The sequence below is a fragment of the Megasphaera sp. UPII 135-E genome (assembly GCF_000221545.1).
GTDB lineage: Bacteria > Bacillota > Negativicutes > Veillonellales > Megasphaeraceae > Megasphaera > Megasphaera hutchinsoni.
Genome location: NZ_AFUG01000038.1, coordinates 20788 through 37422, shown reverse-complemented (window position 1 = coordinate 37422; position 16635 = coordinate 20788). Strand labels below are relative to the sequence as shown.

16 protein-coding genes are annotated in these 16635 nt (G+C 38.2%); 1 reads left to right on the top strand and 15 read right to left on the bottom strand.

Translation table 11 applies throughout. From position 1 onward, the window contains the following. Positions 1 to 3: 3 nt before the first annotated feature. From purE to HMPREF1040_RS05845, 14 genes are all read right to left on the bottom strand, one after another. Positions 4 to 498, bottom strand: coding sequence for a 5-(carboxyamino)imidazole ribonucleotide mutase (purE, locus tag HMPREF1040_RS05910; protein ID WP_007393032.1), 495 nt, complete (start codon positions 496 to 498; stop codon positions 4 to 6). Between the two features lie 206 nt (positions 499 to 704). Next, a complete protein-coding gene (locus HMPREF1040_RS05905) occupies positions 705 to 1619 on the bottom strand; it encodes a dihydroorotate dehydrogenase (protein ID WP_007393008.1) in 915 nt (304 codons plus the stop codon). Continuing rightward, complete coding sequence (locus HMPREF1040_RS05900) at positions 1616 to 2380, bottom strand: dihydroorotate dehydrogenase electron transfer subunit (RefSeq protein WP_007393016.1); 765 nt, start codon at positions 2378 to 2380, stop codon at positions 1616 to 1618. The genes HMPREF1040_RS05905 and HMPREF1040_RS05900 overlap by 4 nt, the downstream gene beginning before the upstream one ends. Before the next feature lie 115 nt (positions 2381 to 2495). Then, entirely contained in the window at positions 2496 to 3467 is a 972-nt protein-coding gene (locus tag HMPREF1040_RS05895) for a transketolase family protein (RefSeq protein WP_007392997.1), read from the bottom strand. Continuing rightward, on the bottom strand, positions 3464 to 4288 hold the full coding sequence (locus HMPREF1040_RS05890; protein ID WP_007393020.1) for a transketolase: 825 nt from the start codon (positions 4286 to 4288) through the stop codon (positions 3464 to 3466). Before HMPREF1040_RS05890 ends, HMPREF1040_RS05895 begins: the two co-directional genes overlap by 4 nt. Before the next feature lie 237 nt (positions 4289 to 4525). Beyond that, positions 4526 to 5377 carry a 16S rRNA (adenine(1518)-N(6)/adenine(1519)-N(6))-dimethyltransferase RsmA gene (rsmA, locus tag HMPREF1040_RS05885; RefSeq protein WP_007393023.1) on the bottom strand — a complete coding sequence of 284 codons (852 nt, stop codon included), beginning with the start codon at positions 5375 to 5377 and terminating at the stop codon, positions 4526 to 4528. A 5-nt stretch (positions 5378 to 5382) separates the two neighbouring features. After that, positions 5383 to 5922, bottom strand: a complete 540-nt coding sequence (gene rnmV, locus HMPREF1040_RS05880; RefSeq protein ID WP_007392994.1) for a ribonuclease M5 — start codon at positions 5920 to 5922, stop codon at positions 5383 to 5385. Beyond that, positions 5915 to 7165 carry a methionine gamma-lyase family protein gene (locus tag HMPREF1040_RS05875; protein ID WP_176604712.1) on the bottom strand — a complete coding sequence of 417 codons (1251 nt, stop codon included), beginning with the start codon at positions 7163 to 7165 and terminating at the stop codon, positions 5915 to 5917. Before HMPREF1040_RS05875 ends, rnmV begins: the two co-directional genes overlap by 8 nt. A gap of 10 nt (positions 7166 to 7175) precedes the next feature. Beyond that, positions 7176 to 8120 (bottom strand): tRNA (adenosine(37)-N6)-dimethylallyltransferase MiaA, encoded by a 945-nt coding sequence (gene miaA, locus HMPREF1040_RS05870; protein WP_007393029.1) that lies wholly within the window; start codon positions 8118 to 8120, stop codon positions 7176 to 7178. Next, positions 8108 to 8899, bottom strand: a complete 792-nt coding sequence (locus HMPREF1040_RS05865; RefSeq protein WP_007393011.1) for a class I SAM-dependent methyltransferase — start codon at positions 8897 to 8899, stop codon at positions 8108 to 8110. The genes miaA and HMPREF1040_RS05865 overlap by 13 nt, the downstream gene beginning before the upstream one ends. Then, positions 8896 to 10779 carry a DNA mismatch repair endonuclease MutL gene (mutL, locus tag HMPREF1040_RS05860; protein ID WP_071777859.1) on the bottom strand — a complete coding sequence of 628 codons (1884 nt, stop codon included), beginning with the start codon at positions 10777 to 10779 and terminating at the stop codon, positions 8896 to 8898. The genes HMPREF1040_RS05865 and mutL overlap by 4 nt, the downstream gene beginning before the upstream one ends. 5 nt (positions 10780 to 10784) lie before the next feature. Then, complete coding sequence (gene mutS, locus HMPREF1040_RS05855; RefSeq protein WP_083818375.1) at positions 10785 to 13355, bottom strand: DNA mismatch repair protein MutS; 2571 nt, start codon at positions 13353 to 13355, stop codon at positions 10785 to 10787. Positions 13356 to 13383: 28 nt separating this feature from the next. Next, entirely contained in the window at positions 13384 to 14715 is a 1332-nt protein-coding gene (miaB, locus tag HMPREF1040_RS05850; RefSeq protein WP_007393009.1) for a tRNA (N6-isopentenyl adenosine(37)-C2)-methylthiotransferase MiaB, read from the bottom strand. Between the two features lie 294 nt (positions 14716 to 15009). Next, positions 15010 to 15222, bottom strand: coding sequence for a hypothetical protein (locus HMPREF1040_RS05845; RefSeq protein ID WP_007392999.1), 213 nt, complete (start codon positions 15220 to 15222; stop codon positions 15010 to 15012). 165 nt (positions 15223 to 15387) lie between these two features. On the opposite strand from HMPREF1040_RS05845, the gene HMPREF1040_RS05840 reads away from it, so the two are divergent. Beyond that, positions 15388 to 15951 carry a flavodoxin family protein gene (locus HMPREF1040_RS05840; RefSeq protein WP_007393007.1) on the top strand — a complete coding sequence of 188 codons (564 nt, stop codon included), beginning with the start codon at positions 15388 to 15390 and terminating at the stop codon, positions 15949 to 15951. 44 nt (positions 15952 to 15995) lie between these two features. On the opposite strand, the gene HMPREF1040_RS05835 is transcribed toward HMPREF1040_RS05840, so the two are convergent. Then, on the bottom strand, positions 15996 to 16547 hold the full coding sequence (locus HMPREF1040_RS05835) for a DUF805 domain-containing protein (protein ID WP_007393017.1): 552 nt from the start codon (positions 16545 to 16547) through the stop codon (positions 15996 to 15998). Positions 16548 to 16635: the final 88 nt, after the last annotated feature.

The window sequence follows — 16635 nt, the reverse complement described above, 5'->3', positions numbered from 1 at the left end:
GCTTTATATTGCTTGTACGGCCTCTTGTATTTTTTGATTTTTTCTTTCGACTTCTCCGGCCATATTATGCCGATAGGAGCTATATTGTTGAGCTAACTTATGATTTGATGCAGCCCCAATTTGAATAGCCAACAGAGCGGCATTTTTCGCACCATTAATAGCTACGGTAGCAACTGGCATTCCCGATGGCATTTGTACAATCGACAATAACGCATCCATACCTTTCATAGGGCCGCTTTCCAACGGTACACCAATAACAGGCAACGTAGTGTATGAAGCTACTACCCCTGGTAAATGTGCAGCCATGCCAGCCCCTGCAATAATACAGGTAATGCCTCTTGCTACAGCTGTTTCTGTAAACTCTCGAACTGCTTGTGGCGTACGATGAGCAGATGCTAATAACACTTCGTATTCTACTCCAAATTGTTTTAATACTTCTAACGCCTTTTTCATTACTGGGAAATCCGAATCACTCCCCATAACTACTCCTACTTTCAACAATAATCCCTCCTAAAAACAAATACACCTCAAGAACATCTTATTCTTGAGGTGTATACACTGAGACATACGACTTGCACCGCAATTTACAATGGCATTTTTTTCGCAGCTGTAATAAAGCAGGCATCGTATTCTCTCCATTCATTAACAATAATAACTACGTGTCCTAATTGACATCATCATTTTAACAAAAAGAAATATTCATGTCAATCTTTTAATGTGCCAATTATTTCACAAATATGTGTGATTTTTTCTTGTTGACAATATTTTTCAAGACCTATGGCAATCTCTTCTATTGCCTGCGGATTAACAAAATTATAAGCACCAACTGCAACCGTTGTAGCTCCTGCCAGCATAAACTCTACTACATCCTGCCATGTGCTGATTCCCCCAACACCTAAAATAGGAATATGTACAGCCTTAGCTACTTGCCATACCATACGTAAGGCAATCGGTTTAATCGCTGGTCCCGAAAGTCCACCCGTAATATTTCCTAAAACAGGTTTTCTTGTCGTAATATCAATAGCCATTCCCGTTACCGTATTAATAAGTGAAATTCCACTTGCACCCGCAGCTTCTACCGCTTGTGCCATATAGGTAATATCTGTAACATTAGGCGATAATTTCATAATTACTGGTTTTTTCGTATGCCTTCGCACTGCTGCTGTCACTGCTGCTGCCGCCTTAGCATCTGTACCAAAAACAATACCGCCTTCTTTAACATTCGGACAAGAAATATTGACCTCAACCGCATCTACGCCAGGTACATCTAATTTTTCAGCAAGCTCTCCATATTCTTCTACCGAACTAGCTGACATATTCACAATAAGTGGAATATGCAATTTTTGTATCTCCGGTAACAAATTAGCTAAAAAAAACTCCACCCCTGGATTTTCTAAACCAATACAATTAAGCATCCCCGATGGCGTTTCAGCAATACGCACACCTGCATTTCCTTCTCTCGGTAACGGCGTAATACCTTTTGAAATAATCGCCCCTACATACTTCATTTGTAAAAACGGCATATATTCAAAACCAAAGCCAAACGTTCCTGATGCCCCCATAATAGGCGTATTCATAGGTATCCCTAAAAAAGTAGTTTGTAATATAGAATTACTCATAAAAATACCTCCCGCGAGGAAAATACCGGTCCATCACTACATACTTTGTATCGAATACCAGCTACTTTTCCCGTAAAAGTACACCCTAAACAGACACCAAATCCACAAGCCATGCGTTTTTCCAAAGAAACCTCACAATCGATATTATGGAGCATTGCTTCTCTAGCAACTGCTTGCATCATTGGCGTTGGTCCACAAACAGCTATATGACCTACCGTATGCTGTTTAAAAATAAACGGTAAAGCAGCTGTCGCAAAACCATGGATACCTACGGAACCATCATCAGTAGTAGTATAAATTATATCGGTATAAGCTGAAAACAAGTGAGTCCAAAAAGTTTCTTCTTTATTTTTAGCCGAAATTAAGACAATAGGATGTTTTATCTTCTTGGCTAAAAACAAGAGTGGTGCCGCTCCCATGCCACCGCCAATTAATAAGGAATGTTCCCTACCGATTGAAAAAACTCCCTTTCCCAAAGGTCCTTCAACACTGATAACTGAAGTGGGTAATAACGTTTTCATTTCGTTAGTTCCTTGTCCTACTACACGATACATTATTGTAATGGTTCCCGTTGTAGGATCCGCATTAGCAATTCCAAAGGGTCTACGCAAAAACGTGCTACCTGCCATATATTTTACATTCACAAATTGTCCTGGCTTAGCAATCGCAGCAATCCGTGGAGCCTTGCACACCATTTGATAAATTGAAGGAGTAAGTACTTTATTCATCATAATTTCAGCATTTTCTACCCATGTTATCAATTAACATCCCATTCCTTTCCTTAAAGTTCCCATGTATTTTATCATAAAAAACACTAAAAATAAATAAAAAAAGCAAAGAAACATCTTTTATATGCTCCTTTGCTCTTGTATTCTCTTAAATACTTACCTTACAAAGACATTCGGGTAATGTAATTTTACGTGTCAATACTTTTTCAACGGCCTGACAAATAGTATCCGTTCCTAAATGATATGCCGTTAATAACTCATCCGGATCACCCGATTCGCCAAAGCAATCTTCTATACCGACACATTCAGCAGGTACACAACAATGTTGACTTAGTGTTTCGCAAATCGCACTCCCCAAACCACCTATACGCTGATGTTCCTCACAGATAACAACTGCTCCCGTAGCAGCTGCATATTGACAGATCCCCTCCACATCTAACGGTTTAACCGTATGTACATTAATAACAGATGCAGAAATACCTCTTGCTGCCAATTGCATAGCTGCCGCCAAACTTTGAGCTACCATCACCCCGTTAGCAAAAATAGTTACGTCTTTTCCTCTGCGCATAACAGATATTTTTCCCAACACAAAAGGTGTATCATCCGTAGTAACCACTGGTGCTGGATTACGCCCAAAGCGTATATACGAAGGCTCTTTAATATCATATAAAGCCAGCGTAGCCTTATATGTTTCCTTATAATCACAAGGAACAACCACAGTCATATTAGGAATCGTACGCATTAAAGCAATATCTTCTAGTGCTTGATGTGTACCACCATCAGGGCCAACAGAAATGCCCGCATGAGCACCACCTAATTTTACGTTCAAGCGATTATAACAAACAGTATTACGAATTTGTTCCCAGGCTCGCCCCGTTAAAAAAACACCATACGTAGAAACAAAAGGCGTTAATCCTGCTGCGGCCATGCCAGCTGCAGTACCAACCAAATCCTGTTCAGCAACACCAATATTAACATATTGTTCTGGATACTTCCGACGTACCCAATCGGTTCTCGTCGAGGTAGCAACATCTGCATCCAATATAATTACATCTTTATGAGTATGACAAAGTTCTAACAACGCATTACCATACCCATCACGCATCGGTACTCGTTTCATTCTTGTACCTCCTGGCTTAATTCCTTCATCGCACTGGCATACTGCTCTTTATTCGGAGCCATACCATGCCAATCTGCTTGATTTTCCATATATGAAACGCCTTTTCCTTTTACGGTCTTTGCCAGTAGTACTGTTGGTTTTTTCTTCACCTGTCGTGCTTCTATAAAAGCCTGATATAAGGCCTTTACATCATGCCCATCAACAGCTATAACATGCCAGCCAAAGCCCTGCCAAGCAAAAGCTACTCGCTCCATATCTTTTATCACATCGACCGAATCAACTAATTGTAAACCATTACAATCCACAATCAAACAGACATTATCTAATTGATGTTGCACGGAAAACATAGCAGCTTCCCAAATTTGTCCTTCTTGTTGCTCTCCATCGCCAATAAGACAATACACCCGTGACGCTATATCTTGTCTTTTTAAAGCGAAAGCTATTCCATTGGCAATAGATAATCCTTGTCCCAATGAACCCACGGCCATATCCAAACAAGGCAACTTTACCATATTGGGATGCCCTTGTAACGAGCTTCCTAATTGTCGCAGCGTTCGCAATTGAGATATTGGAAAAAATCCTTTGCGAGCCAAAACACTGTAATAGGCAGGTGCCGCATGGCCCTTAGATAAAATAAAACGATCACGCGTAGGATCATCTGGACATGAAGGATTACACTGAAAAATATCAGTAAAATATAAAGTTGCCATAATTTCTACTGCTGACAATGAACTTCCAGGATGACCTGAGCCTGCCAAATAGATAGAATGCACAGTATCTTGCCGAATTTGCCTACACAGTCTTTGCAGTTCCTTCATCATGCATTTCTTCCTCCTACTACCAGCAAACCAATATAAGGAAAAACGCATTGGTACGCCTTACATTAGCCCATGCGTTTTTCAATTCTACATATATAAAATCTTAGACCTCATATTATCATACCATGATTTTTCTGAAAAAATTCTTTTCATTATCTTTATTGTACACGCAATATATATATACGTCAATCAATTATCCGTTTTCATTATAATCATTTTGATATAAAAGCATACTCATTATCATTTTAATAAAGATATATGATTAGCAATTTGTGCAAATTCAGATAAATTCAATGTTTCTCCACGCCGATTACCATCAATATTCACTTGCTCTAATACATGCATAATCACATTTTTATCATAACCAGCACCTTTCAACGCATTCATTAGTGTTTTACGCCGTTGGGCAAATGCCGCTTTAACCACAGCAAAAAACCGTTTTTCATCACTTACTTCAACAATCGGCTTATTCCGAATTTGTAATTCCACAACGGATGAAGTGACCTCTGGTGCGGGTAAAAAAGAATGTGGGGAAATATCAAATAATAGCTGCGGCTCGGTATAATATTGTACAGCAACAGACAAAGCCCCATATATTTTATTGCCTGGAACTGCAACCATACGCTGTGCAACTTCTTTTTGTACCATAAAAATCATCCGCTTAATTGGTAACCTAGACTCTAACAACTGCATAATAATCGGGGTTGTTATATAATAAGGCAAATTTGCACAAACGGTAAAAGGCGTCTTTTTTACAATATCTAGAATCGATATTTTTAAAATATCGCCATGAATAATTTCTACATTATCATAATGTGCTAATGTTTTAGCTAATACTGGCAATAAATGTACATCTAATTCTACCGCATGCACAAATGCACCTGTTTCTGCTAAAGCCTGTGTCAAACTCCCTATGCCTGGACCAATTTCCAAAACCGAATCGCCGTCTTTAAGATCCGCTGCTCTGGCAATCTGATGTACTACATCAGGAGAAATTAAAAAATTTTGTCCCAACTTTTTATTCATCCGCAATCCAAAACGTTTAACAATATATCGTACTACATCTTCTTTTGCTAATTCTATATCTTTCATATATGCTAATCTCCTATTTGAGCAACGGCCTGTTTCCACTCTTCGCGTGTAACACCATAATGATTTAAACGTTGCAAAAATTGTTTTGCATTTCCATATCCTATACCCAATATTGCCCCTATCTTACTGCGACGAACCGACGCATTGCCACAACCACTACATTGCGCACTCCATAAATCAGCCATCGTAAAAGTGCTGGTAGGAGTATATTGTTGATATCGTGTTTTTAACAACGCACTTTTAATTGATTCTGCTGCTGCCTGCTCTATACCAATATCTCCATTAGCCGTAGCCTCTTCACGTGAAATAAACGCATGTTTTGCTTTAGGAAAACGTTTACTCAAATACATGCGAATACGTTCTCCCGCACTATCGGGATCCGTTAAAATAATAATCCCCCGTTTTTCATAAGCTCGTTGAATATGTTCTAATGTATCCTTCCTCAATGAAAAACCATCGGTAGTAATCATATCAACATCAATATGAGATGCTTGAATACGTGCTACATCCGATCGACCTTCTACTACCAATACTTCTTTAATCATACCCTACTCCTTCATTACGTTCCATAATATATTGTGCCGCCTGTAACACTGCTAATACATTATGCTCAAAAACAATACCCCCTTGCAAATATACAACATAAGGATCTCGAATGGGGCCATCTGCTGATAATTCAATAGAAGAACCTTGCACAAATGCACCAGCCGCCATAATAATTTTATCACTATAACCTGGCATATCATCAGGTATTGGTGTCACATGTGCATCAACAGGCGAAAAGGTTTGAATTCCTTCACAAAAATGACACATGTTATCTTCATTTTCCAAATAAATGGTTTGGATCAAATCAGAGCGCCGTGTCGTCGCTTGCGGCTCAACTTTAAACCCTAATTCCGCAAAAACAGCGGCTGCAAATACTGCCCCTTTAATAGCTTGAGCCGTTACATGCGGGGCCATAAAAAATCCTTGAAAAAATAACCGATATCCTGTTGCATAAGAACCTAATTCCTCTCCTAATCCTGGTGCAGTTAAATAATCGGCTGCCGCTTCTACCAGTTCTGTTTTTCCTGCAATATATCCTCCCGTTGGAGCAATACCACCACCAGCGTTTTTAATTAAAGAACCAGCAATAATATCTGCCCCTACTTCAATAGGTTCTCGCGTATCGGTAAATTCACCATAACAATTATCGACAAAGCAAATTGTTTGAGGACTATATTGTTTAACTGTTTTGATAATGCACTGTATATCTTCAATCGTCAAAGATGGTCTTGAAGCATAACCTCGTGAACGTTGAATAAGAGCAACCTTTGGTTGTAATCGCTTTACGGTCTTCGCAATCGAAGTTAAATCGTATGTATTATGCAAAAGCGATACTTCTTCATATAAGACACCTTTTTCTTTTAAAGAATGCGGCGTATAACGACTGTATCCAATTACACCTTGCATTGTATCATAAGGAGCACCAACTAACGATACCAATGTATCTCCTGCCTGTAATAAAGAACATAGCACCGTAGCTAGTGTATGTGTACCCGAAACAAAATGCGGTCTGACTAACGCTTTTTCCGCACGAAACACCTGTGCATAAACAGCATCTAAGTGTTCTCGACCTAAATCATTATAACCATAGCCTGTTGTTCCAGCAAAATGAAAAGCAGATAACTGAACTGCTTTATATGCTTGTAACACTTTACGTGTATTTTCCAATGCAATATGATCAATGTGCTGAAATTGATCTGCACAAATATAAAATGCTTTATTTTTAATTTCTTCCCACTGTATTGCCACTATTTTATTTCCTTTCTTGCAAATCCCAAGGCAAATTAGCCATAACATCTTGTATTAATTCGCTCTCTGTTCCATAGGTTTCTTTTGCAAACCAATGAATATATGGCATCCGTTTAAACCAAGTAATTTGTCGCTTAGCAAATTGCCTTGTTCTCTTTTTAATTATCATAACCGCTTTTTCCAAGCTTAATTCATGTCGTATATATGCAGCCAATTCTCTATAACCAATAGCCTTCATAGCTTGACTTTCCATATCGCATCCTAGTTGTAATAAGTACCTTACTTCATCAATCCATCCTTGTTGAATCATCATATCAATGCGCTTTTCAATACGTTCATATAACACACTTCTTGGTAATGATAAGCCAATCACATAAGCATCATAGCAAGGAGAACTAGCTTTACCTGCATGAATAAATTCTTTCCCCTGACCTAATTCAATCGCCTCAAGCAATCGAATTAAACGATTTTTATTCGCTAATAATTCATGCCAATCTCTCGGTTCCCACTGTGTATGTTTGTAAATATGTGCTTTCAATGTAGCCACATTACTATGTTTAATACGCTGTATCACCTGTGTGCGAATGGCTGGCACACTTTGAGGTGCACCAAATTCATATCCTTCTAACAACGCTTGTATATATAATCCCGTTCCACCAACCACAATCGGAATAGCATGTTGTTCATTATATTGGGCAATATACTGTTTAGCCTGAATACAAAATTGTGCCGCCGAATAAGTTTGTTCAGGCTGCAATATATTAATAAAATAATGACGAAATTGCCGTAATTCTTCAGGTGTTGGTTTCGCCGTGCCAATATCCATATGCTTGTATACTTGATAAGCATCACCAGAAATAAGTGGGGCATTTAATTTTTCCGCTAAAGCAAAACTTAAAGCCGTCTTGCCGACTGCTGTTGCACCGACTATGGCGACTACTTTGTCCATGCTTGACTGCCTCCTTTCAACACTGCATATTGAATATGACTATATTTTCCTCCAATATTCTCCATCCACGGAAACCATGATTGTATCCATTTCGTAGATTGTGTCTTAATAACTACGCGACTTGCTTTGGTTAGTGCTAAATCAATAATTTCTTTTGTTATGGGTTCTAAGGTTACAACATTGCGCAAAGGCTTAAAATTACTACTTAAAAGTACAGGATGTGCAAACATTGGATCAAAATAGATAACATCATAATATTCTGACGTTCGTCTCAACCAAATTTGATAATCCATGGCAATAAATCGAATGCGACGCAAGGCCGCAGTCACGTCCTCTTTTTCATGTCTATAATGTTGAAACCCCCACGCTGTAATAACGCCTAAATATGGTGAATTTTCTAATGCGGTTACACGTGTTCCCGAAGGCAAGCCAAAAGAAGCCGTAATTGCATCGGCCCCTAAACCACAAGTACAATCTAATATATGCCCGGCCTGTCTCATATCAAAAGCTTCTAACAGATAATCCCGTTCCCCTCTACGTAATTTTTTAATCCGTAATTCCGCTAACTGCAAACTAAAACCATGTTTTCCCTGAGGTGTATATAATTGAGGACCCTTTGCCGTATAAACAATAAAAATTCCACCGCTAAGCTCAGTTAAGCGTTCTAACGATTTTCCCCATCGCTCTACAAATATCCCCCCTATATGATGAGTCCACTGTTTAGCCGCGATACATACCGTCCCACTAGCTTTCATTGATGTCGTTACGATTAATTTCATGTTCGCTTAAATAATTTCGCCAATTCTTCCGCCGTAAAACGAATAATTACAGGTCTACCATGGGGGCAAACAAAAGGCTTTTCTGTTTTAAATAAATCATCTAATAACTGTTTCATCTCACGCATCGTAATATGATCCCCCGCTTTAATTGCTCCCCGACACGATAAATACGCTAATGCCCGATGCCGAATAGTTGCCTTATCAAGATGCTTATTTTCTTGTAAATCATGACATATAGTTTGCAATGATTCTTGAATCATACTCATCGACAAATCACAAGGAATTTCTTCTACACGAATAGTTTCAGGTCCAGCTTGTGAATACGTATAGCCTAAATCCTGAAATACCGCTTCTTGTTCTAATAAAATTGTCATATCATTTGTATCAAATTCAACAAACAAAGGCATCAATAATTGCTGACTCGGCAATCCTTCAACACGCTTGCAAAAACGATCATATCGTACTCGTTCATGAGCTGCATGTTGATCAATAATATATAAGTCATTTCCTTTTTTTGCTAAAATATAACATTCAGCTACCGATCCCAGGGGAAAGATCTCTTCCGTATCGGCAAAACGAATACTATCCGCACTCACCTCTTCTACGCCTTCTTTTGGGGCTAACTGCTGTGAAAATGCGCGTTCATCAACCGGAATAGATGAAGATGGTAACGGCACATAGTCATTCGTATGTCTGATCGGTTGTGCTGATTTTTCTAATGGCATATTAGACAATATAAGCGGTTGACTCTGTGACTCTACCTTGCTTCTTTCAACTAAACTATCTTCTCCACCAAAAAATGATTGTTGCACATGTGCATATTGAGCTGATGCTTCTTCAATATGTTGCATCTGCTGTGAATTTGCTTGGATCGGACGCGCCACCTGTTCTGGGGCCTCTTGTGCTACCAACGCTTGCACAATGGCATGATAAATAGCATGATAAATAGCTTTTTCATCAGAAAATTTAATTTCAGTTTTAGCTGGATGAACATTGACATCTATCGTAGCTGGATCCATCTGTAAATGAATCATAGCAAAAGGATATCCTACTTTGGGTAACATAGCATGATATGCATTATCAACTGCTTTGAACATCATCGGATTGTGAACAGTACGTTGATTCACCACACATGTTTGCCAGTTTCGTGAACTTTTTAAAATAGACGGTCTACCAACAAATCCCGTCACCATTACATACTCATCTTCATATTGTACTGGAAAAATTTCCTTTGCTACATCTACCCCATAAATAGCCGCAATTGTTTCTTTTAACTCACCAGTTCCACCCGTTTGTAGCGTAGTTCTACCATTATTAATAAAAGAAAAACCAATATCCGAATGAGCCAATGCCAACTTTGTCAACATTTCACTAATTTTTGACGCCTCTGTTCGCTCACTTTTTAAAAATTTTTTCCGTGCTGGCGTATTAAAGAACAAATCGTTCACTTCCATCGTTGTTCCAATAGACGAACCAACTTGTTCTTCCGTTTCTACCTTCCCTGCATTAACTATTAAATGAGTGGCAAAATCATCCTCTTTTCTACGCGTCGTAATTTGAAAACGAGATACAGAAGCAATACTCGGAATAGCTTCACCTCGAAAACCCAAAGATGTAATAGAAAAAATATCTTCAACCGAGCGAATCTTGCTGGTCGCATGTCGAATCATACACATGTGGGCATCTTCTTGACTCATACCACACCCATCATCTGTAACACGAATATAAGTTTGACCACCATTTGCGATTTCTACTTCAATCATAGTTGCCCCTGCATCAATAGCATTTTCTACTAATTCTTTAACACAAGAAGAAGGCCGTTCTACCACTTCTCCTGCGGCAATTTTATTTCTTGTAGCCTCATCCAGTACAGCAATCATCGCATTCACTTCATTCCACTCCCCTCTTTTGCCTCCGTTTGTAATTTATACAAAAACGAAATAGCTTCAATAGGTGTCAATGCCATAACATCCACTGACACTAATGCATCTATAATTGGATTCGTGAATAAATCTATATTACGTTCAACCACTTCCTTAGAAGCAGCCACCCGACAAGGTCTTGTTTCCGCTGCCTCCAAGTCTTTTAAAATTACTTCCGCCCTGCTTAATAAAGATTCTGGTACTCCCGCCAATCGTGCAACATGCAATCCATAACTACGATCCGCACCACCAGCAATAATACGTCGCAAAAAAGTAATATCTTTGCCGCGCTCTTTAACAGCTACCGTATAATTTTTTATTTTTGTCGTTTTATCGCTCATATCAATTAATTCATGATAATGAGTAGCAAATAATGTTAAAGCATGAACCTTACTTTCTACATATTCGATCACCGCACGGGCAATAGACATGCCATCAAAAGTACTCGTCCCTCGCCCAATCTCATCAAAAATAAGCAAACTATTCATAGTCGCATGTTTTAAGATATATGCGACTTCCTTCATTTCAACCATAAATGTACTTTGTCCTGTCAATATATCGTCACTAGCACCAATTCTAGTAAAAATACGATCAACGGGACAAATAGATGCTTCTTTAGCTGGAATAAACGCTCCTATTTGGGTCATTAAAACCAATACGGCTACTTGACGCATGTACGTCGATTTTCCCGCCATATTAGGTCCTGTAAGCACTAGAATTTCATGATCATTGTGATTTAATTGCACATCATTAGGTACAAATACTTCCGACTTCAAAAATCGTTCAATAATAGGATGTCGTCCGTCCCGAATAAGAATAGTCCGCTCTGTATTCAATTGCGGTCGTATATACCTATATTTTTGTGCTGCCACCGCAAGACTAACCAAGCAATCTACTTGTGCCAATGCTCGTGCCGTCTCTTGCATAGCCGCAATTTGTTGTTGCAAGTCTTCTCGTATTGTTGCAAACAATGCCGTTTCTAATGCTAACATCCGTTCTTGTGCAGTAAGTACTTTTACTTCAAATTCTTTTAAATCTGGCGTAATATAACGTTCTGCGTTAACCAATGTTTGCTTACGTACATAATAGTCAGGAATCGGTTTGGTATTAGCATGAGAAATCTCAAAATAATACCCAAATACTTTTGTATAACCAATTTTCATTTTAATACCCGTGCGTTCCCGTTCGGTTGCTTCCAATTCCTGCAATATGGTTTGACTATCTGCTGCTAATCGCCTAATCTCATCCAACTCTGCTGAAAAACCACTGCGGATAACCCCACCATTGCGTAACACCGTACCAGGATTATCGTTAATTCCCCTCATTAATAACGTATACATATCATCGTGTACAGAAATCTGTGTTGCCAATTGCTTAAGCATCCTAGATTGAGCTTGTGCTAAATATTGCTTAATTGCGGGCAACGCTGCTAACGACTCCCGTAAAGCTACCATATCTTTAGGATTGACTGTTCCAATTTCAATACGCGTCAAAATACGTTCAAAATCAAAAATACGGGATAAAATGTTTACCAAGTCTTGTCGTAATGTTACTTTTTGCACTAGTTCTGCCACACTGTCTTGTCGATACGTAATATCCCCAATCGATAGCAATGGAGATTCTAACCACTTCCGTAGTAACCGGCCTCCCATCGCCGTCTGAGTATGATCAAGCACTTCTAACAGTGTACCCTTACGCCCACCATCCCTAACATTTTGAGTTACCTCTAAATGACGCAAACTAGCAGCATCCAATACCAATTGTTTTGTATAATCAATGGCGATTAATAAATTCATATGAGAAATTTCAGACTTCATTACATCAGCAATATATTTCAACAACACACCGATACAAGCTAATACAGGTTTGGCTTTTTCAACAGCTTGTGCTGAAAAATATTTAACTGGTAACGTTTCATAAGCAATACTTTCATCTCGCTGAATCGCGGTTACCGTACAACTCCAATCACGGGTTTCTAAAAATCGTTTTACTCGAGACTGTTGCGATGAAGCCATTGTTTCTATCACTAATTCACGAGGTGTATAAACAGATAATATATCAAATAATTTCTCTTCCATCTGCTTAATACTACATGCCATCCACATACATTCTCCTGTGGTAACTTCCGCTAAAGCCAAAGATATCATATTTCCTTGTTGCATAATACAACCAATATAATTATTTTGCTTCGCTGCGACAGCATGCTCCATCGTAATCGTTCCTGGTGTTACCACTTTAATAATCTGTCTCTTGACAATCCCTTTTGTCATTTTGGGATCTTCCATTTGCTCACAAATCGCAACTTTATAGCCTTTTTGTACCAACCGTTCAATATACGTATCAGCCGAATGAAAAGGAACTCCACACATAGGAACCTTTTCTTTATTTCCCCCTGCACGCCCTGTCAACGTTAAATCTAATTCACGTGATGCCGTAATAGCATCATCAAAAAACATTTCATAAAAATCGCCTAACCGAAAAAATAATAATTGATCTTGACATTGCTTCTTTACTTCCAAGTATTGCTTCATCATGGGAGTCAATTTTACTTCCTCTGTCATGCTATCCTCCTTGGCTTACAATATGCCCCTTCAACACCCACGTTTGTCCTTTATCAACCGCTACCGAAACAGTATCTCCAATAGACACCGAACCATCATTTTCCCAAATAATCATTTTATTACCGCCCGTCCTTCCGAACCAATGATGTTCATCATTTTTAGTCGGACCTTCAACAATAACAGAATATACGCACTGTTCCATTTTTTTATTTAAAGCTAAACTAAATTCATTTTGAATATCCATCAAACGTTTCAATCGTTTACTTTTTTCCTCTTGTGGGATTTGATCTTTCCACGTTGCTGCAGGCGTACCCGTTCGTGGTGAATAAATAAAAGTGTAAGCCATATCATAGCCGACACGCTGAATAAGTGCCAATGTTTCCTGGAACATCTCTTCCGTTTCACCTGGAAATCCTACAATCATATCCGTTGTTAAGACTAAATCGGGCATTTTTTCTCGAGCATAATCGACTAACTCTAAGTAATGTTCCACTGTATAGCCTCGATTCATACGTTTTAACGTTGCGTTAGAGCCACTTTGCACGGGCAAATGCAAATGATGCACAACTCGTGTACTACGAGCAATAGCATCAATCATCTTTTTGGTCATATCCTTTGGATGACTCGTCATATATCGAATACGTTCCACGCCTTTAGCATCTTCCAATGCATCTACCAAAGAAGAAAAATCCGTTCCATCTTTTAAATCCAATCCATAGGAATTAACATTTTGCCCTAATAACGTAATTTCTTTATATCCAGCTCTCCCTAACGCCTTTACTTCTGCTACAATATCCTGCAAGGGTCTACTTACTTCACGTCCCCGTACATGCGGAACAATACAATACGTGCAATATTTATTACATCCATTCATAATAGGAACCCAAGCAAAAAATTTATGAAAACGCTTCGTGGGTAAATCATGAAAGGCCGGTAAAGACATATCCGCAGCTAGTGCATGTTTACCTTGTCGAACTTGTAATAACTCTGTAAGTTTATGTATATTATGCGTACCAATTACCAAATCAACATGCGGTGCACGTTCAAATAACCTATCTTGCCACTCCTGTGCCATACAACCTGTAATCGCAATAACCAACTTAGGATTTCTTTCTTTATAATGTTTTAATTCGCCAATTTTTCCTAATGTTTTTCCTTCCGCTGTTTCTCGCACACAACAAGTATTGAGTAAAATGACATCAGCCATATCCATATCTTCCGTCATGTGATATCCTAACGCCTCTAATTGACCTGCATAACGTTCACTATCACTAGAATTCATTTGACAACCATAGGTTGCAATATATGCAAATTTATTTCCTAAGACATCCATACTATCTTCAACACTCCACCACTATAATAGAATTTACATGTACTTTATATCATACCATAGCCAAGTAAAGTTACGCAAATAAACACCGCTCAGCCCATTCATAATTTTCCATACCTTCTCTTTCGTTTCTTTTTATCGATTCCTCTTTCATAATCCCCTCATTTTAAATAGCCTAAAAAACTAATTAATAAAAAGATCTCATGCTTTTTATAAAATAATCGACATCAGATATATAGTTTCTACTGATGCCGATATTTTTACAACATATAAACGATTTACCTAACACACACACAATCAATATATATTTTTCTTTTTCGCACTACCATTCATAGCCATACTTAATAGATCTTGCTTTTTTACTAATGCTGCTGCAATAGCTGGATGATATTTTCCAATTTCTCGTCGTTGTGCCGCTGTTACATAAGGTGAAAAAAAAGCAATCCATGCCGCAAAATCTGTTAAATATGCCGCCCATGATAGCTGTTCATCTACATCACGTGCTAGCATATAATCCCCTCCATTTAATTAGTATATCATTCGTAATAATGAAAAACAAACTCATTATTTATGTGTTTATATCAATATCTTGTAATCTTAGTCACATCTCTTTACATCAGCATTTTAAATATGTTATATTGCAACTAATAAAGAGTTTATTGAGAGGTGTTCATCATGAAAGTTTTATTATTAAATGGTAGTCGCCGTAAAGAAGGATGTACTTATACCGCATTAAGTGTCGTTGCCAATGCGTTACAAGAACAATCTATAGAAACGGAAATTATTCACGCTGTACCTACTGATACAGTAATAAAAGAAGTAGCCGAAAAATTAAAAACCTGTGATGGTATTGTTCTCGGTTCTCCTGTATATTGGGCTTCACCAACGGGAGAAGTAATTACATTTTTAGATAAACTTTGTACCATTGCTGGCAAAGAATTACATCATAAAGTCGGTGCCGTTGTTGTATCTGCTCGACGTGCAGGAACAACCGCATCGTTAGATGTCCTCTTAAAATATCTATCCTATCATCAAATGATCATCGTTTCTTCTAATTATTGGAATATGATCCACGGAAATCGTCCTGATGAAGTTCAACAAGATATTGAAGGATTACAAATTATGCGCACCCTAGGAAAAAATATGGCCTGGATCATGTCCTGCATCGATGCGGGAAAAAAGGTTGGTATAACCCCTCCTATAACCGAACAAAAAATTATGACCAATTACATTCGCTAATCGCTAATAAAAAAAGAGATGGATATATATCCATCTCTTTTTTATTAGCCCAAATGAGTTAACGGATCAGGGCCATATTTATTATTACCTTTTGTTCCTTTAGCAAATAAAAGATATACCCAAAACAAAATACCAATATAGGGTAAATACATAATAATACAATGCCATCCACTTTTATTACGATCATGTAATCGCCGGATAACAAACATACTTTGCATCACACAGAAACCTATAAAAATAGCAAATAATAACGTAATTTCACAATAAGAAACAGTAAAAAAAGTGCGCCCCGTAGGTAACATCAACCCTGTCATTCCGTGTAAAAAAGAATCCCATAATCGATTCATCAAAATGGAACCCCAAATGATCATAACAATCCAACCTATAATCGAAGACGCTGCAAAGGCCTTACGGCTCATACGTCCTCGTGGAGAAAAAAAGCGATCCGTCAACGAATCATCTCGCCATGGTTCATAATAAGTACGCGGATTATATCCATAACAGGGGGGATTTTGGTGGTAGGCATCTTTAGAACCTGCAAAACCTACTTCAAAAGGACTATCATAAGTAATTTTTTCTGTTTCATTCATATACATCAACACGCTCCTATCTCTTTTAAAACCCGTAATATCCCCATTAATAGACCTCTCTTTATTATAGTATACCACTAATAATAATATATAT